At 68.2% G+C, this 17,401-nt stretch carries 12 protein-coding genes, 2 tRNA genes and 1 pseudogene; 3 read left to right on the top strand and 12 right to left on the bottom strand.

Annotated features, from left to right (window positions below):
* Both GV790_RS30785 and GV790_RS20055 read right to left on the bottom strand, forming a co-directional pair.
* Positions 1-264: pseudogene (locus GV790_RS30785) on the bottom strand (hypothetical protein); the annotation flags it as partial.
* Between the two features lie 548 nt (positions 265-812).
* A tRNA-Lys gene (locus GV790_RS20055) sits at positions 813-885 on the bottom strand.
* Positions 886-1,195: 310 nt separating this feature from the next.
* Here GV790_RS20055 and GV790_RS20050 point away from each other — a divergent pair.
* The gene (locus tag GV790_RS20050) at positions 1,196-2,407 is read left to right on the top strand and encodes a L,D-transpeptidase (protein WP_175585951.1); all 1,212 of its coding nucleotides are present in this window, start codon (positions 1,196-1,198) and stop codon (positions 2,405-2,407) included.
* 67 nt (positions 2,408-2,474) lie between these two features.
* On the opposite strand, the gene GV790_RS20045 is transcribed toward GV790_RS20050, so the two are convergent.
* The 7 genes from GV790_RS20045 to orn form a co-directional block, all read right to left on the bottom strand.
* Positions 2,475-2,759 carry a hypothetical protein gene (locus tag GV790_RS20045; protein ID WP_163814843.1) on the bottom strand — a complete coding sequence of 95 codons (285 nt, stop codon included), beginning with the start codon at positions 2,757-2,759 and terminating at the stop codon, positions 2,475-2,477.
* Between the two features lie 181 nt (positions 2,760-2,940).
* Complete coding sequence (locus tag GV790_RS20040; RefSeq protein ID WP_163814842.1) at positions 2,941-4,431, bottom strand: amino acid permease; 1,491 nt, start codon at positions 4,429-4,431, stop codon at positions 2,941-2,943.
* A 34-nt stretch (positions 4,432-4,465) separates the two neighbouring features.
* Positions 4,466-5,545: a Glu/Leu/Phe/Val family dehydrogenase gene (locus tag GV790_RS20035; protein WP_163814841.1), complete on the bottom strand. Its 1,080-nt coding sequence runs from the start codon at positions 5,543-5,545 to the stop codon at positions 4,466-4,468.
* A gap of 220 nt (positions 5,546-5,765) precedes the next feature.
* On the bottom strand, positions 5,766-9,239 hold the full coding sequence (locus GV790_RS20030; protein WP_163814840.1) for an indolepyruvate ferredoxin oxidoreductase family protein: 3,474 nt from the start codon (positions 9,237-9,239) through the stop codon (positions 5,766-5,768).
* Positions 9,240-9,436: 197 nt separating this feature from the next.
* A complete protein-coding gene (locus GV790_RS20025) occupies positions 9,437-9,922 on the bottom strand; it encodes an Lrp/AsnC family transcriptional regulator (protein ID WP_163814839.1) in 486 nt (161 codons plus the stop codon).
* 67 nt (positions 9,923-9,989) lie between these two features.
* Positions 9,990-10,062, bottom strand: a tRNA-His gene (locus GV790_RS20020).
* Between the two features lie 55 nt (positions 10,063-10,117).
* Positions 10,118-10,759 carry an oligoribonuclease gene (gene orn / locus GV790_RS20015; RefSeq protein WP_163814838.1) on the bottom strand — a complete coding sequence of 214 codons (642 nt, stop codon included), beginning with the start codon at positions 10,757-10,759 and terminating at the stop codon, positions 10,118-10,120.
* Positions 10,760-11,015: 256 nt separating this feature from the next.
* Between orn and GV790_RS20010 the strand changes: the two genes are divergently transcribed.
* Both GV790_RS20010 and GV790_RS20005 read left to right on the top strand, forming a co-directional pair.
* Positions 11,016-12,725 (top strand): helicase HerA-like domain-containing protein, encoded by a 1,710-nt coding sequence (locus GV790_RS20010; RefSeq protein ID WP_163814837.1) that lies wholly within the window; start codon positions 11,016-11,018, stop codon positions 12,723-12,725.
* A 127-nt stretch (positions 12,726-12,852) separates the two neighbouring features.
* Positions 12,853-13,821, top strand: a complete 969-nt coding sequence (locus tag GV790_RS20005) for a peptidase (RefSeq protein ID WP_163814850.1) — start codon at positions 12,853-12,855, stop codon at positions 13,819-13,821.
* Positions 13,822-13,904: 83 nt separating this feature from the next.
* Here the strand turns inward: GV790_RS20005 and cmrA are convergent, their stop codons facing one another.
* The 3 genes from cmrA to GV790_RS19990 all read right to left on the bottom strand — a co-directional run bounded on the left by cmrA (position 13,905) and on the right by GV790_RS19990 (position 17,400).
* A complete protein-coding gene (gene cmrA / locus GV790_RS20000) occupies positions 13,905-14,708 on the bottom strand; it encodes a mycolate reductase (protein ID WP_163814836.1) in 804 nt (267 codons plus the stop codon).
* 61 nt (positions 14,709-14,769) lie between these two features.
* Positions 14,770-16,806, bottom strand: a complete 2,037-nt coding sequence (locus tag GV790_RS19995; protein WP_163814835.1) for an FAD-dependent oxidoreductase — start codon at positions 16,804-16,806, stop codon at positions 14,770-14,772.
* Between the two features lie 21 nt (positions 16,807-16,827).
* On the bottom strand, positions 16,828-17,400 hold the full coding sequence (locus GV790_RS19990) for a PadR family transcriptional regulator (RefSeq protein ID WP_163814834.1): 573 nt from the start codon (positions 17,398-17,400) through the stop codon (positions 16,828-16,830).
* Position 17,401: the final 1 nt, after the last annotated feature.

Raw genomic sequence — 17,401 nt, 5'->3', positions numbered from 1 at the left:
CTCAACCCACCGCGCCGGGCGGGACCGGTCGAGACCACGTTCTGCCATTCTGCCAGTCCGGCAGGCGGTTCCCAACGTGACGACCGGCTCGGCCTGTGCCGGCTGCTGCTCGGAGACCATCGCGATGCGCTCCGGAACGCTGTCATCGGCGACCGAGACCGCGGAGGATGCGGCGACGGCGACGATTCCGGCCGCGGCTACGGCGAAGGCGAAACCCTCGCGCAGCGAGCGGCGGGGAATGGTGGGAAGGCGTCGGTCAGGCATGCGAAATCGGTTCCTTGATCGTGTCAGGTGTCGATCCGGCCGCGTCTGGGCAGCACGGATCCACGGCGGCGGCTCTCTGCGCGCACGCCGGAACAGGGCTGTGTGCTGTTGTGGGGTTTGGTTGTGTGACGAGAACACTCAGCGGTTCCCGATCACCGACGCGTGGCTCTCATGCGGTTCCCGGGACCTCGTGTCCCGATCCGCCGCGTCGCGCGGAACTCCACTCGGGTGGAGCGTCGGCCCTTGCTTCGACCTGATTGCAGAATGGTCACGGAAGGTTAACGGAAGGTGAACGGATCGCTAATCGGAGGCGATGTTGACCTTGAAACCCTCGAGTGAACTGCCTCGATCCCTGAGCTGTGCAGGGGGTTTGCTGTTAAACCTCTTGTGCTTCAGTTCACAGAAGTTTTCAACTTCCGGTCTGTTTTTCGGCCCGGAAAGTGACATTTCCGTGACCTTCCCGGTGTATTCGCGCGTGAGCGCGGACACTCTTCCCGGAAACGAGAAAGGCCCCGGCGTCGTGTGCCGCCGGGGCCTTCTTGTTACTGTGCGCCATCAGGGACTCGAACCCCGAACCCGCTGATTAAGAGTCAGCTGCTCTGCCAATTGAGCTAATGGCGCGTGCTCCGTGTTTCGGTGCGGGACAGACATTAACAGGCCATGGCGCAGAAAGTGAAATCGATACCTCGCGTGCGGGTGTGGCCTTCGTCGCGTCGCCCGTAACGGCCGCGCGTTCGAGGCGTATCTAACCCTGGAGACTCGCCACGACGAGCCGGTCGTCACGTTGGGAACCGCCTGCCGGACTGGCAGAATGGCAGAACGTGGTCTCGACCGGTCCCGCCCGGCGCGGTGGGTTGAGCTCGGTGGGTAGTCGGTGGGATCCGAAGCCGTCGGTGCGGGCTGTTGCACCGGGACTTGAAACGGGGTTGAGATGCGCATTGGTCGAGGTCGACATCGGTCGACGTGGAAACTCGCAGGACCGCTGGTCCTGCTCGCTGTCGTGGCGTTGGCATTGCCGTCGTGCTCGTCGTCGAAGGCGACGGACGCGTCGGTCCCGATCGATCGCAACCCCATCACCGAGTTGATCAAGCCGAAACTACTGGCGCCGGTCAAGGATGGCGATGTGGGTGTGTCGCCGGCCGCGCCGATGACGTTCCAGGTCGAGGACGGCAAGTTCACGAACGTGTCGTTGCTCACGCCAGAGCGGGAGCCGGTCAGCGGCGCGCTCGCCGCCGACGGTCGTTCGTGGGCCACCACCGAGCCGCTCGGTTACGGGCGGACCTACCAGCTCGTCGCGGAGGCGGTCGGGCTCGGCGGCGCGACCACCAGCACGATGAGCTTCACCACCACCTCGCCGGATAACAAGACCAAGCCCTACCTCATCCCGGGCGAGGGTGAGGTCGTCGGCATCGGCCAGCCGGTGGCGATCCAGTTCGACGAGAACATCCCGAACCGCAAGGCCGCCCAGGAGGCCATCAAGATCACCACCGAGCCCGCGGTCGAGGGCGCGTTCTACTGGGTGAACAATCGCGAAGTCCGTTGGCGGCCGGAGCATTTCTGGGCGCCGGGCACCAAGGTCACCATCGACGTCAACGTCTACGGCAAGGATCTCGGCGACGGTCTCTACGGCGCCGATGACATCCACTCCTACTTCACCATCGGCGATGCGGTGATCTTCACCGCCGACGACGCCACCAAGCAGGTGACGGTCGAGAAGAACGGTGAGGTGATCCGGACCATGCCGACGTCGATGGGTAAGGACAGCACGCCCACCGATAACGGCATCTACATCGTGGCCGACAAGCATCGCGAGATCATCATGGACTCCTCGACCTACGGTGTGTCGGTGAACTCGCCCGACGGGTACCGCACCCCGGTCGATTTCGCGACCCGGATCTCCTACAGCGGCATCTTCTTCCATTCGGCGCCGTGGTCGGTGGGGCAGCAGGGCTATTCGAACACCAGCCACGGCTGCCTGAATCTGAGCCCGGAGAATGCCCGCTGGGTGTTCGAGAACGCCAAGCGCGGCGATATCACCATCGTCAAGAACACCGTCGGCGGCACGCTGTCGGGGGTGGACGGCCTCGGTGACTGGAACATCCCGTGGTCGGAGTGGAAGGCGGGCAACGCCGACGTCGGCTGATCCGACCAGAGAACGCACGAGCGGGCGCCGGTGATCCGGCGCCCGCTCGTTTCGTTTGAGGGTGCGATCAGGGCAGCATGTCGCAGCCCAGGTGGGCGTTGCCCGCCATCGCGGCGGCGCTGCCGGTGGCCGCGCACAGCAGTTTCTCGCCGCCGAGCAGCAGCCGGTCGAGGTTGGGCAGCCCGGCCGAGCCGGTGCCCGAGGATCCGGTGGTGGCCAGGCCACCCGCCGAGCCGCTGCTGGCCGAACCGGAATCGGGCATGTCCGGCAGGCCGACCGCCGCCGCGGCGGTTCCGGCGGATCCGGTGACGAGGGTGGCGCCGATGAAGGCTGCGATTACCGCGGAACGCATCAGGAGAGGTTGTCTTTCTCGTCGAACGGGCGCGCCACGGTGGCTGCCCTCAGCGCAGTCTACGGACCGGCAACGAGATCCACCACACATTCGGATCATGATCGTTTCACACGTCACATCCGCAGGTCGGCGCATGCGTCGGCCCCCGGCTCGCGGGCGAACCGGGGGCCTGCGAGGCCGGCTAGGGCACCGGCGTCAGGGTCTTCTCCTCGGCTGCGGATTGCCGGCCCAGCAACGAGTGGGAGCGGCTGTAGGCGAAGTAGACGACCGTGCCGAGGCCCATCCAGATCACGAACCGCAACCAGGTCTCGATGGACAGATTCAGCATCAGCCACAGGCAGGCCAGCGCTGCCAGGATCGGCAGCACCGGCACGAACGGCACCCGGAACCCGCGCGGCAGATCCGGTCGGGTGCGCCGCAGGATCAGCACACCCACCGACACCAGCACGAAGGCGACGAGGGTGCCGATATTGACCATCTCCTCGAGGGTGCCGAAGTCGACGAACCCGGCCAGCAGCGCGCAGACCACGCCGACGAGGACGGTCAGCCGCACCGGGGTGCCCTTGCTGCCGGTCTGGGCGAGGCCGCGCGGGAGCAGGCCGTCGCGCGACATCGCGAACAACACCCTGGTCTGGCCCAGATACATCACCATGACCACCGTCGAGAGCCCGGCGAGCGCGCCGATGGCGATGATGTTCTTCACCCAGGTGGCGCCATTGAGGGCGAAAGCCGTTGCCAGGGTGGCGTTCCCGTCGGCGAGCTGGGTGTAGGAGACCATGCCGGTGAGTACCAGCGACACCGCGACGTAGAGCACGGTCACGATGGCCAGCGAGCCGAAGATGCCACGGGGGACGTCGCGTTGCGGGTTGCGGGTTTCCTCGGCGGTGGTGGCGACGACGTCGAACCCGATGAAGGCGAAGAACACCAGGCTCGCCGCGGCCAGGAGGCCGTACCAGCCGTAGCTGGTGCCGCCGGAACCGGTGAGGAAGGCGAACAGCGACTGGCGCACACCCTCGGCCTTCTCCGAGGGCTCCGACGGCGGCACGTAGGGCGTCAGGTTGGACGGCTTGAAGTAGGTCGCGCCGACCACCAGGACCAGGGCGATCACGCCGAGCTTGATCGCGACGGCGATCGCCGAGACCCGCGACGACAATTTCGTGCCGGTGGCCAGCAATACGCCGACGATCGCGATGATCACCACCGCGCCCCAGTCGAAGTTCACCGATCCGATCTGGACGACCGGTGCGCTGGAACCGAGCACTTCGCCGAGATACTGCGACCAGCCCTTCGCCACCACCGATACCGCAAGGGCGAATTCCAGGATCAGATCCCAGCCGATGATCCACGCGATGACCTCGCCGAAGGTCGCGTAGGCGTAGGTGTAGGCGCTGCCTGCCACCGGCACCGTCGAGGCGAATTCGGCGTAGCACAGTGCGGTCAGCCCGCACGCGATCGCCGCGAAGACGAACGCCAGCGAGACCGAGGGCCCGGCCACCGTGCCCGCCGTGCGTGCGGTGAGGGTGAAGATGCCCGCCCCGATGACGACCGCGACACCGAAGATGGTGAGGTCCTTGGCCGTCAGGTCCTTGCGCAGTTTCGAATCCGGTTCATCGGTATCCCGGATCGACTGTTCCACCGATTTTGTGCGGAACATTCCGCTCGCGATCGCCATTGCAGGTCTCCTCTCTGAAACTCCGCCGGCGCCGTCAGAGCGACCGCGGGATGGCGTCGAGGCGGCGTTCGGCGAACCGATTGGCGGCCTCGCCGGTACCGATGCCGTCGGATTTCGCGGCGGCGATGATGTCGCGGCAGCGGTCGAAGATGCCCGCCACCTCGAATTCGACTTCGGCCGCGGCGGCGGCCCGCAGCTCGCCCGCCACCTGGATGAGCCCGCCGGCGTTGGCGACGAAATCGGGCACCCAGGTGATGCCGCGTTCGGTGAGCAGCCGTTCCACGCCTGGATCGGCCAGCTGGTTGTTGGCGGCGCCGCAGATGAGCTTCGCCTCGATATCGGCGGCGCTGGTGCTGGTCAGGGTGGCGCCGAGGGCGCAGGGCGCGTAGACGTCGACGGGTGCGGTCGATACCGCCCCGAGCAATCGCACCGAGGGGTGCTGTTCGGCCACCCGCTGCATGGCCGCCTCGTTCACGTCCGCCACGCAGACCTCCGCGCCGTCGGCGAGCAGCAGCGCGATGAGTTCGCGCCCGACCTTGCCCGCGCCCTCGACGCCGACCGTGCGGCCGGCGAGGGTCGGTGCGCCCCAGACCGATTCGGCGCCGGCGCGCATCGAGTGGAAGACGCCGAGGGCGGTCAGCCGGGCGCTGTCGCCGGAGCCGCCCGCGGCGACGCTGCGGCCGGTGACGTGCCGGGTGTGCCTGCCGATGACATCGAGATCGTCGGTATCGGTGCCGACATCGCCGGCGGTGATGTAGCGCCCGCCGAGGGTGTCGACGAACCGGGCGTAGGCGGCGAGCAGCTGCTCGCTCTTGTCGGTGGCCGGATCACCGATGATGACGGCTTTGCCGCCGCCCAGATGCACTCCGGCGGCCGCCGCCTTGTAGGTCATGCCCCAGGACAGCCGCAGCACGTCCTGCAATGCCGCGGATTCGTCGGCGTACGGGTAGAAGCGGGTGCCGCCGAGGGCGGGGCCGAGCGCGGTCGAATGGATCGCGATGATGGCTTTCAGGCCCGTCTTGTCGTCCTCGCAGAACACCACCTGTTCATGCCGCCGGGCGCTGAGCTCGTGCGAGCGGCCGAAGACTCCTGCCTCGGTGTGCAGAACTGTCACTGTCGATTCCTTTCCTGGGCGCCGAGCAGCCGTGCCGGTGGGCGGGCGGCTGCCGCGGCTGGGTTGTTCGCCGCTGGTGTGCGGCGGATTTCTGTTGTCGCTCTGCGATGTGCGGTGTCGGATGCCGCACACGGGCGTGTGTGCCCGAGTCGATGCGTCGGCGCCGCTGCGCCGTCCGGATGGGTGGCGGGTCCGCGTTGTGTGGCAGGCCGGCTCGCGATCAGTGCTCGATGCCGAGTTCGCGCACTCCGGCCCAATACCGCTCGACATTGCCGAGCTTCACGTCCTCGTAGCCCCGCACCACATCGGGCAGTTCGGCGGCTTTCGTGGCGATGTCGTACGACTCGCTGGTGAGCTCGTCGGCCAGGCGGCGCACCATGTCGGTGTAGTGGGCGAGCAGTTCGCGTTCGACCTTGCGGACGTGGGCGTAGCCGAACGGATCGAACCTGGTGCCGCGCAGCACCTTGCCCTTGGCCAGAACCTTCAGCACCCCATGCGATTTCGGGCCGAAGCCGACCTTCTTGCGCCGGCCCATGGCGCGCAGCACCGGCGGATGCAGCTGGTAGGTGAGTTTCTCCCCGCCCGGCACCTGCGCCCGCACCTCGGCCAGGAACGCCGGATCCACCAGCAGCCGCGCCACTTCGTACTCGTCCTTGTAAGCGGTGAACTTGTACAGCCCGCGTGCGACGGCCGCGCTGAAATCGGTGCGGTCGGTGACCGCCCGCTCGGCCGACCACACCCGCTGCACGGTGTCGACGTAACGCCGAGCCACCGTGGCGTTCTGATAGCCGATCAGTTCGGCCGCGCGCCGCTCGACCAGCCGCCGCACCTCACCCTCGAAGTCGGTGTGCGCCAGCAGATGCGCAGGCACCGGCGGCGGGGTGCGCCGCGGCTGCCCCTCATCGACAGCCGCGGCGAAGGCCGCCGGATCGGCGATGGCGGCGCGTCCCCAGCGAAAGGCGGCGATGGTGCTGTCCACCGCGACGCCGTTGATCCCGATGGCCTCCTCGATCGCCGCGGCGGGCAACCGCAGCCCACCGCTTTGCACGGCCGCGCCGACGATCAGGAAGTTGGCGGCCGCGGTGTTGCCGAACAGTGTCTGCGCGGCAGCCAGCGCGTCGAAATGCCGCACCGAGCTCGTTGCCGCGGTGAGCCGGTCCAGCAGGAGGCCGGTGTCGGGGTAGGCGACCGACTTGTCGTAGACCATGTCGCCGGTCGGGGTCTGGCTGGTCGAGGCGACCGCCACGGTGCTCGTCGCGTTGCCGTACTGGAGGTAGCGCGGGTCGGTGGCGGTGAGCAGGTCGATCGCCATGAGGCAATCGGCGCTGCCCGGGGTGAGCCGGTTGGACGGTTCGAGGGCGGTCGCGGAGAAGCGCAGGTGCGAGACGACCGGACCGGCCTTCTGGCTCAAACCGATCTGATCGAGGCTTTCCACCTCGTAGCCGGCGCGCAGCGCGGCGGTCGCCAGCACCTGGTTCACGGTGACGATGCCGGTGCCGCCGATACCGGCGATGAGCACATTCTGCGTGCCTTCGGGAGCACCGAGGCCGGGATCCGGCACGACGGGCGGCTGCGCGGCCTTCTTCGGCGTGCGGCCCTTCTTGCGCGGGGTGAGCTCGACGGTCACGAACGACGGGCAGTCGCCGTCCAGGCAGCTGTAGTCGGTGTTGCACGAGGTCTGATCGATGCGGGTCTTGCGACCGAATTCGGTCTCCACCGGCTGCACCGACAGGCAGTTGGACTTGGTGCCGCAGTCGCCGCAGCCCTCGCAGACCGCCTCGTTGATCACCACGCGGGTAGTGCGCGCCGGCAGCGTGCCGCGTTTGCGCTGCCTGCGGGCATCGGCCGCGCAGTGCTGGTCGTAGATCAGCACCGTGACGCCCTTGATCTCGCGCAGCATTCGCTGCGCTTCGTCGAGGCGGTCGCGATGCCACAGCAGCGTGCCCTTGGCCAGGTCCTTTTTCCTGTGCCGCTGCGGCTCGTCGGCGCAGATGATGATCTTCTTGACGCCCTCGATGGTCAGCTTGTGGGTCAGCTGGGCGACGGTCAGGATGCCTTCGACATCCTGGGCGCCGGTCATGGCCACGACCTCGTTGTAGAGCAGTTTGTAGGTGATGTTCACCCCGGCCGCCACGCAGGCCTGCACGGCGAGCTGCCCGGAGTGGAAGAAGGTGCCGTCGCCGATGTTCTGGAACAGGTGCGGCACATCGGTGAACGGCGCCTGCCCGATCCACTGGCTGCCCTCGCCGCCCATCTGGGTCAGTCCGGTGACGGCGCTGTCGCTGCGGCCGGACATGGTCACCAGGGTGTGGCAGCCGATTCCGCCGCCGCCGAGGGAGCCCTCGGGCAGCGCGGTGGAGCGGTTGTGCGGGCAGCCGCTACAGAAGTAGGGCGTGCGCTTGGCGGAGAGCACCTCCAGCGAGAGGGGTGGCGGGGCGGCCCTTTTCAGTTCGACCCGGTCACGCAGCACCCGGCGCAGCGGTGCGAGCAACCGGCCGGCGGTCAGTTCGCCGTCCACCGGCATGAGCCGGGCCCCGCGCTCGTCCTGCTTGCCGAGGATGCGCGGAGCGTCCGCGGTGCCGTAGAGGATCTCGCGGATCTGCGTTTCGATGAACGCCGTCTTGTCCTCGACCACCACCAGTTGTTCGAGCCCGCGGGCGAATTCGGTGACGGAGTCCGCGCCGACGGGGTAGGGCATCCCGATCCGCAGCAGCCGGATACCGGCGCGGTGCATGGCGGCCTCATCGACGCCGAGGTCGAGCAGCGCCTGGCGGACCGCGTCGAAGGTGGTGCCGGTGGCGGCGATCCCGATCCTGGCCTCGGCCGGATCGACCTCGATGACGTCGAGATCGTTGGCCGCGCCGTACGCGCGGACCATCGCCAAGCGCGGGCCGTACAGATCGGCCTCGGCGAGCACGCTGTCGGTCGGGGCCGCCATCGGGCGCTGCCGGTAGACGAAAGGCTTTCCCTCCCAGTGCAGCTCGGGCACCACGATCGGCCGGTCGGCGACCGAGGCGTCGACGGTCCACGCGCCGTCGGCGACGTCGGCGACGATCTTCATCGCCACCACGCAGCCGGAGGCGCGCGAGAGCGCAACGCCCTGCATGCCCATGGTGATGATCTCTTCAGCGTTGCGCGGGAACAGCACCGGCACGCCGAGCGCGGCCAGCGACCGCTCGCTCACCGCGGGCACCGTCGAGGATTTCGAGGCCGGATCGTCCCCGACCAGCAACAGCACGCCACCGCGCGGATTGACCCCGTACATGTTGGCGTGCCGGATGGCATCGGTGGCGCGGTCCACACCCGGCCCCTTGCCGTACCAGACCCCGACGACGCCGTCGTGGGTCGCACGGCCGGCGGGCAGGTCCGCCTGGCTGCCCCACACCGAGGTCGCGGCCAGCTCTTCGTTGAGCCCGGGCACGAAGGTGATGTCGTGTTCGGCGAGCACCTCCGGCATGCCGAACAGCATCTTGTCCACCCCGCCCAGCGGGCTGCCCTGATAGCCGGAGACGAACGTCGCGACCCGGCGGCCTGCCCGGATATCACGCACATGCTGCTCGACGAGCAGTCGTGCGATGGCCTGGACACCGGTGAGCAGGACCGGGCCCGCCCCGGAGCGGTAACGGTCGGCGAGGTCGTACGGCGTGGTCGGCTCGGCCTGGGGCACACAGGTCGGACAGGCAACGGTCGTCATGACACCTCACCACTCTTTCCACAACCCAGATCGTGAGCTGCAAACGAAGGGACTTGCGTTCGGTGCAGCGAAGTGTGCCGTGGATGGGTGATCTGTGTCAACAGTCGGCCGAAAGGTTGATCAATCTGCTCAAAAGTGATCTGGAGCACTTCGCGACGTGCGTCAGTTTGCTCGAGCCGGGAGAGATCTGGGTCACATCACGACGTGGGCGGCGCCTTCGTCAGATGCTCGACGATGGGCAGGCAGCGATATTGGATCGGAGTGGCCAGCGCGAGCATGGTCTCGGTGTGCTTGACCCCTGGGATGGCGTGCACGCGCTGAATGATCTCGAGCAGGTCCTGCTGGGTGCGGGCCGCGATGCGCACGAGCAGATCGGCGCGGCCGGTCGTCGCGTGCACCTCGAGCACATGCGGGAAGGTGCGCAACGCTTCGACGATGGCGTCCATCTTGTTCTGATCGAGTTCGATGCCGAGGAAGGCGTGCACGGCGAACCCCACGGCCTGCAGGTCCACATCGGGCGGGTATCCGCGCACCGCGCCCGAGGATTCGAGCCGCTTCATCCTGGCCTGGACGGTGTTGCGGGCGATACCGAGACGCTGAGCGAGTTCGAGGATCGGCGCGCGCGGATCGGCGGCCAGCTCGGCCAGCAGTGCGGCGTCGAGAGCGTCGATCTTGATGGTCATGACGCATTCTCGCACGGTGAAAAAGTTCGGGCCCGGGAGAAAGATCTCCCGGGCCCGAACTCCCTTGGGTGAGTGACGGGACTCGAACCCGCGACAGCCAGGATCACAACCTGGTGCTCTACCAACTGAACTACACTCACCATCGCCGGTGCGACACCGGCGCGGTCGATAGTAGCGCGTCAACCCCCTTCGGAGCTAATCGGTTACCGGCGAGTCGTTGACCTGCGGGTTTTCCGCTTCGCCCATGACCTCGGCGGCCACCGCCGCGATCTCCGCGGTCGACGGGCCCGGTGCGGGCACGAACGCGGTGCGCCGGTAGTACTCCAACTCGCGGATGGATTCCTTGATATCGGCCAGCGCGCGGTGCGTGAGGCCCTTCTCCGGCTGGCCGAAGTAGATCCGCGGATACCAGCGGCGGCACAGCTCCTTGATCGAGCTGACGTCGATCATCCGGTAGTGCAGGTGGCTGTCGAGCGCGGACATATCGCGCGCGATGAAGGCGCGGTCGGTGGCGATCGAATTACCTGCCAGTGGCACCGTGCCCGGAGTCGGGGCGAACTGGCGGATGTAGTCGAGCACCTGCTGCTCGGCCTCTTCCAGGGTCACCGTGGAGCGGCGGACCTCGTCGGTGAGGCCGGAGCGGGCGTGCATGTCGGCGACCACGGGCGGCATGGCGGCCAGCGCCTCGTCATCGGCGTGGATGACGATGTCGACGCCGTCGCCGAGAATATTGAGGTCGCTGTCGGTCACGAGTGCGGCCACCTCGATCAGCTTGTCGCTGTCCAGGCGCAGCCCGGTCATCTCGCAATCCATCCACACCACTAATTTGTCGGACACTCGCCATACCCTAGTCAGCGCGGAACCGGGCGTGTCCGATTACCTCACTTCACCTGTGCGCGTCCGATCCGGCGATACGCTGTTGGCCAGGTACATCGCCGGTGGTGAGGTACCGCTCGGTAGTCCGGTTAGGCGTTCGGCGCTGCGGGAAAGCCGCAGGCGAAGTACCCGCCCATTCGGAGCTCCTGGAGCAGCGGCCGTGCGTGTCTCGGCCCTCCGGGTGGCGGGTGTTCGGCTCGACACAGGAGGAGCTGCGATGACCACCCCACAGGAGAAGGCCGCGGCCGCGCGCAAGGCAGCCGAGGAAGCCGCACGCGTCGCCGCCGAGGCGGCGGCTGCGGCGGAAGCCGCCGAAGCGGAGGCGGCTGCGGCCGATTCTGGCGGGGGCGCCTCGTCCGGTGGCGGTGCCGAGCCCGGTGGAGGTGCCGCGGCCGGGGGTGGCGGTTCGGAGGCAGCGCAGCAGATCGCGGCCGGGTACGCGGTCGAGGGGGCAGCGCTCGAACTGGGCACCGTCGTCGTCGACGGCACGGTCGATCCCACTGCGCGGGTGCGGATTCCGCTGCGGACGATGAACCGGCACGGTCTGGTCGCAGGCGCCACCGGTACCGGTAAGACGAAAACGTTGCAGGGCATCGCCGAACAGCTCTCCCGGGCCGGAGTGCCGGTGGTGCTGGCCGATGTGAAGGGCGATCTGTCCGGGCTGTCGCGGCCGGGGGAGCAGAACGAGAAGCTGGCGCAGCGAGCGGTGGAGACCGCGGCCACCGACTGGGCGCCCACCGGGTTCCCCACCGAATTCGTCTCGCTGGGAACCGGCGGTCTCGGGGTGCCGATCCGCGCGACCATCACCTCGTTCGGTCCGATCCTGCTCAGTAAGGTGCTCGGGCTCAACGAAACCCAGGAGTCCACGCTCGGGCTGATCTTCCACTGGGCCGACAAGCAGGGCCTCGGCCTGCTCGATCTGAAGGATCTGCGCGCGGTGATCCAGCATCTCACCAGCCCGGAAGGGAAGGCGGATCTGCAAGGCATCGGCGGGGTTTCGGCATCGACGGCCGGGGTGATCCTGCGCGCGCTGGTGAACCTGGAGGCCGACGGCGGCGATACCTTCTTCGGTGAACCCGAACTCGATCCGGCCGATCTGCTGCGCACCGAGGGTGGGCAGGGCGTGATCACCCTGTTCGAGCTCGGCGCGCAGGCGGCGCGGCCGGCGATGTTCTCCACCTTCCTGATGTGGGTGCTGGCCGATCTGTTCCAGACCTTGCCCGAAGTAGGAGATGTGGACAAGCCCGAGCTGGTCTTCATCTTCGACGAGGCGCATCTGCTGTTCGCCGACGCGTCGAAGGCGTTTCTCGATCAGGTGGAGCAGACCGTCAAGCTGATCCGCTCCAAGGGTGTCGGCGTGTTCTTCTGCACCCAGTTGCCAACCGATATCCCGAACGCGGTGCTCTCGCAGCTCGGCGCGCGGATCCAGCACGCGTTACGCGCGTTCACCCCCGACGATCAGAAGGCACTGTCGAAGACGGTGCGCACCTACCCGAAGACCGACACCTACGATCTGGAACAGGCGCTCACCTCCCTCGGCATCGGCGAGGCGGTCGTCACGGTGCTCTCCGAACGCGGCGCCCCGACGCCGGTGGCGTGGACCAGAATTCAGCCGCCGCGTTCGCTCATGGACACCATCGGCGGCGACGCCATCAAGTCCCGAGCACTGGCCAGTGCGCTGCACGGCAAATACGGGCAGACCGTGGACCGGGAATCGGCCTACGAGATGCTCGCCGCCAACGTCGCGGCGGCCGAACCCGAGGCCGAGCGGGAACCCGTGCCCGGCCGGTCACCGAGCGCGCAGGAGGATTCGGCCGCCGAACGCATCATGAAGAACCCGGCGGTCAAGAGCTTCCTGCGCTCGGCCGCCACGGTCGCGGGCCGCGAGATCACCCGCACCCTCTTCGGGACCCGCAAGCGCCGCTGACATCGGGCGGAGCGTCGATCCGACCTTCCGTTGAGGCCCGCGCCGGACCCGCCGACCTATTTGCGCGCCGGTAGCTCCTGCGGCAGACTCGACAGCCCGGCACCGATTCGGGAGGACGGCCGTGAGGATGTTCCGCGCGCTCGCGCTCAGTGCCTTGGCGTTCATTTCCGTGATCGGCTGCGGGGCCGATCCGAGCGAGCCGGCCGATCCGGCGGCCCCAGCACCATTCCCGGCGCCGGTGATCCCGGCGCCGCCGCCGGAATTCTGGTCGACGCCGGCGGGTACCCCGCAGCAGCACGCCACCGTCGCGCAGGCGACCAGGCAGATCGACGTGTGCTCGCTGATTCCGCGCGATGTCCTCGACGACCTCGGCGGGGTCGAGAGCGTCACCGTCGGTCTCGACTCGTGCCGGGCGACCCTCGGCACCCAGGGCGCGGACAGCACCCTGACCTGGCATGCCACCCTGCTGCCCGAGCTGCGGCCGGGGCACGGCGTCGGCAAACAGCTCGGCGATGTGAGCGTGCTGCTGGTGCCCGACCGCCCCGACGGGCCGCCCGGCTCCTGTGGCGCGACCGCCCGGTTCCCGGCCGGCGCCGCGTTCTATCTCGGCGCGACCACGCCGGGGCAGGACCCGTGCGCGGTCGCCGACCGGCTGCTGCCCGGCATGATCGAGCGCTGGCGGCAGTCACCGCCGCAGGGCACCTCGCCCGACACCGTGGCAACGGTGCTGCTCGGCGCCGACCCGTGCGCGGTGCGTGCGAAGCTGGCCGGCACCACCGACACCGATCAGCGCAGGCTCACCCAATGCCTGTTCGGCTATCGCAACGAGACCGTCACCGTGAGCTACGAGTACCGCGATCCGGCCCATGTCGCGGCAGGCAGCACCGTGGAGAAGATCGGCGACCGCGACGTGCACCGCTGGGTTTCGCTCTACGACAGCCGCATTCCCATCCTGACCGCGGTGGTCGGCCCCGCACTGCCCTCCGGCAGTACCGAATCCGGCGCGCGCGTGCCGATCGTCGAGGTCTCCGCCGCTACTTACGAGGTGACCAGGGAGGTCATGGAGCAGGTGCTCGCCTTGTTCCCGGCGCGGTGAGACCACGGTGGACCGGTTGCGCGGGGCAGTGCCGGAGATCGGGGCGCCCGACCGTATCGCCGCAGGTCATCGGGCTGCGCTGATCAGCCGCCGAGCTTCCGGTAGAACGCTCCGGCGACCGGCGCGGTGACCGCGCGCGGCCCGTACTGCCCGGCCACACTCATCCCCTTCGAGATCAGCCCGGGCACGATCCGCATCTTGTTGCGGGCCAGGGCGTCGATGGAGACCCTTGCGGTGTACTCGGAGGAGACCCACATGAAATCGGGCACCATCCGGTCGACGATGGAGGCTTCGGCCGGATCCGGCGTCTCGGTGCGGACCGGGCCTGGGGCCAGCAGCGTGACGTGCACGCCGGTGCCCTTCAGCTCGCCGCGCAGCGATTCGGAGAAGGTATTGGCGAAGGCCTTGCTCGCGGCGTAGGTGGCATTGTTCGGGATGGGCATATTGCCCGCTGCCGAGCCGCTGATCAGGATGCCGCCCGCGCGGCGCTCGATCATGCCCGGCAGCACCGCAAGGCTGAGGTCGTGTACGGCGACGGCGTTGAGTTCGAGCTGGTCGCGTTCGTAGGCGGGGTCGAGCTCGGCGACCGGGCCGAAGGTGGCGATGCCGGCGTTGTTGCACAGGATCGCGATATCGCGCGCCGACAGCTCCTCCACCAGCGGCGCCCGCTGCTCCCGGTCGGCCAGGTCGACCGCGCGCACCTCGGCGGTGATGCCGTGCGCGAGGGTCAGTCGCTGCGCCAGTTCCTCGAGGACGTCACCGCGGCGGGCCACCAGGATCAGCGAGTAGCCGCGCATGGCCAGCTCGGCTGCCAGCGCGGTTCCGATCCCGGACGACGCTCCGGTGACGACGGCACGGTTATCGGCGGTGGGGGAAGGCAAGCTCACGCCATGAGCGTAAGCGACTCGCGCCCGTGCGGCTGTGTCAGCTCACCTCCCCCACGCGGGCTCAGAGCCGAGCGGCCAGGCGGGTGCCCTGGTCGATCGCGCGCTTCGCGTCGAGCTCGGCGGCGAGTTCGGCGCCACCGATCAGGTGCGGGTTCACCCCGGCCGCGCGCAACTCGTTTTCCAGATCGCGCACCGATTCCTGGCCTGCGCAGATGACCACGTTGTCGACCGGGATCAACTGCGGACGTTCCCGCTTCTCCCCGAAGCTGATGTGCAGTCCGTTGTCGTCGATGCGTTCGTAGTTGACGCCGCCGATCTGCTCGACGCCCTTGGCCTTCAGCGCCGCCCGATGCACCCAGCCGGTGGTCTTGCCCAGGCTCTTGCCGAACGCGCCGGACTTGCGTTGCAGCAGCACCACATCGCGGGCCGCGGGGGAGGGGACGGGGGTGGCGAGCTGGCCGCGCACCTGCTCATCGGCCGAATCGACGCCCCACTCCTGCTTCCATTCGTCCAGTTTCAGCGTGGGATGGCCCTCGACGGTGAGGAATTCGCTGACGTCGTAGCCGATGCCGCCCGCGCCGATCACCGCGACTCGCTTGCCGACCGGTTTCTCCTCCCGGACCAGTTCGGCGTAGGTGAGCACCATCGGATGGTCGATGCCGGGGATGTCGGGGATGCGTGGACGCACGCCGGTGGCCAGCACCACCTCGTCGTAGCGGCCTTCGATGAGTTCGGCGGCGGTGGCGCGTTTTCCGAGGTGCACGGTGACGCCGGTGAGTTCGAGTTTGCGGGTGAAGTACCGGATGGACTCGTCGAATTCTTCCTTGCCCGGGATGCGGCGGGCGATGTCGAACTGGCCACCGATCTTGTCATCGGCCTCGAACAGCTCCACTCGATGTCCGCGCTCGGCCAGGTTCACCGCGGCCGAGAGCCCGGCGGGCCCGGCGCCGACCACCGCGATGCGCTTGCTGCGCCGCGTGGGCAGCAGCTTCAGCTCGGTTTCGTGCCCGGCGCGTGGGTTGAGCAGGCAGGACACCGTTTTGTGCTGGAAGGCGTGGTCGAGGCAGGCCTGGTTGCAGGCGATACAGGTGTTGATCTCGTCGACCCGGTTCTGCGCGGCCTTGTTGACCCACTCCGGGTCCGACAGGAACGGGCGCGCCAGCGACACCAGCTGGGCATCGCCGCGAGTGAGGATCTCCTCGGCGATCTCGGGCATATTGATCCGGTTCGACGCGCAGACCGGGATGTTCACCTGCGCGGTGATCTTGGCGGTGAACTCGACGAACGCCGCGCGCGGCACCGAGGTCACGATCGTCGGCACCCGCGCCTCGTGCCAGCCGATATCGGTATTGAGGATGCTGACACCCGCGGCCTCGAGTTCCTGTGCCAGCGCGACGATCTCGTCGAAGGTCTGGCCCTGCTCCACCAGCTCGGCCATCGACAGCCGGAACACGATGATGAAGTCCTCGCCCACCGCGGCCCGGGTGCGGCGCACGATCTCGACGGCCAGCCTGCGCCGGTTCTCCGGTGTTCCGCCCCATTTGTCGGTGCGCTTGTTGGTGCGCGGTGCGAGGAACTGGTTGATGAAATACCCTTCACCACCCATGATTTCGACGCCGTCGTAGCCGGCGAACTTCGCCAGCCGGGCGCAGCGGGCGTAATCGTCGATGGTCTGCTCGATGCCCTTGGCCGAGAGCTTGCGCGGCCGGAACGGGTTGATCGGCGCCTTGATCGAGGAGGCCGACACGCTTCCGGGCATATAGGAGTACCGGCCGGCGTGCAGGATCTGGATGGCGATCTTGGCACCCTCGGCGTGCACCGCGCGGGTGATGACGCGATGCCGGTAGGCCTCGGTCTTGTTGGTGAGTTTGGCACCGAAGGGCAGCAGCCAGCCGGTGCGGTTGGGTGCGTAGCCGCCGGTGATGATGAGCCCGACACCGCCGCGTGCGCGTTCGGCGAAGTAGGCCGCGAGCCGGTTGGTGTCCCAGGCCCGATCTTCGAGGCCGGTATGCATCGACCCCATGATCACGCGATTGCGCAAGGTGGTGTGGCCGAGATCGAGAGGCTCGAACAGGTGGGGGTAGCTGGTCGATCGCACGAGCGGGCTCGCTTTCTTACCTCAGTTCGCGCCCGGGGCTGTCGGACGCGAGGGCGGAGTGTCGGGTCGCAGGGCTTGCAGGACCTCGTCGCACCATTCGGCGGACCCGAGCTCCTTGCGGATGCCCGCGCGGAGCACCAGGTACTGGTGCAGCCCGGTTCCGGTGAGCTGATCCGGCGCCGGGAAGTCTCGTTTCTCGATGAGCCGGTACAGCTCGAGTTGCCGCAGGTGTTCATCGCGACGCCGGGCGACCTCGGTGAGCAGGGCGTCCAGATCGCCGTAGGCGGCGGCGCGCACCTTGACGAAGAATTCGCTGCGCTCGCGTTCGGGTTCGGTGGGTTCGGCGATCCAGCGCGCCAATTCCGCGCGACCGGCCTCGCTCACCGAGTAGACCTTCTTGTCCGGCCTGCCCTCCTGGGCCACCGATTCGCTGTGCAGCCAGCCGGATTCCTCCATCCGGCGCAGCACGCGATAGATCTGCTGATGGGTGGCGCTCCAGAAATAGCCGATCGACTTGTCGAACCGCCGCGCCAGCTCGTATCCGGACCCGGCGCGTTCGGTCAGCGATACCAGCAGCGCATGCTCGAGTGCCATG

The organism is Nocardia cyriacigeorgica (assembly GCF_010858045.1).
Lineage (GTDB): Bacteria > Actinomycetota > Actinomycetes > Mycobacteriales > Mycobacteriaceae > Nocardia > Nocardia cyriacigeorgica_E.
Note: the sequence above shows the minus strand (reverse complement) of the source record. Positions and strands in the feature narration are given on the sequence as shown.

Excerpts from the sequence above, each read along its gene's own strand:
- GV790_RS20030 (WP_163814840.1), bottom strand. The coding sequence starts at position 9,239 with ATGACGACCGTTGCCTGTCCGACCTGTGTGCCCCAGGCCGAGCCGACC.
- GV790_RS19990 (WP_163814834.1), bottom strand. The coding sequence starts at position 17,400 with ATGGCACTCGAGCATGCGCTGCTGGTATCGCTGACCGAACGCGCCGGG.
- GV790_RS20025 (WP_163814839.1), bottom strand. The coding sequence starts at position 9,922 with ATGACCATCAAGATCGACGCTCTCGACGCCGCACTGCTGGCCGAGCTG.
- GV790_RS20040 (WP_163814842.1), bottom strand. The coding sequence starts at position 4,431 with ATGGCGATCGCGAGCGGAATGTTCCGCACAAAATCGGTGGAACAGTCG.
- GV790_RS20005 (WP_163814850.1), top strand. The coding sequence starts at position 12,853 with ATGTTCCGCGCGCTCGCGCTCAGTGCCTTGGCGTTCATTTCCGTGATC.
- GV790_RS20010 (WP_163814837.1), top strand. The coding sequence starts at position 11,016 with ATGACCACCCCACAGGAGAAGGCCGCGGCCGCGCGCAAGGCAGCCGAG.
- GV790_RS20045 (WP_163814843.1), bottom strand. The coding sequence starts at position 2,759 with ATGCGTTCCGCGGTAATCGCAGCCTTCATCGGCGCCACCCTCGTCACC.
- GV790_RS20050 (WP_175585951.1), top strand. The coding sequence starts at position 1,196 with ATGCGCATTGGTCGAGGTCGACATCGGTCGACGTGGAAACTCGCAGGA.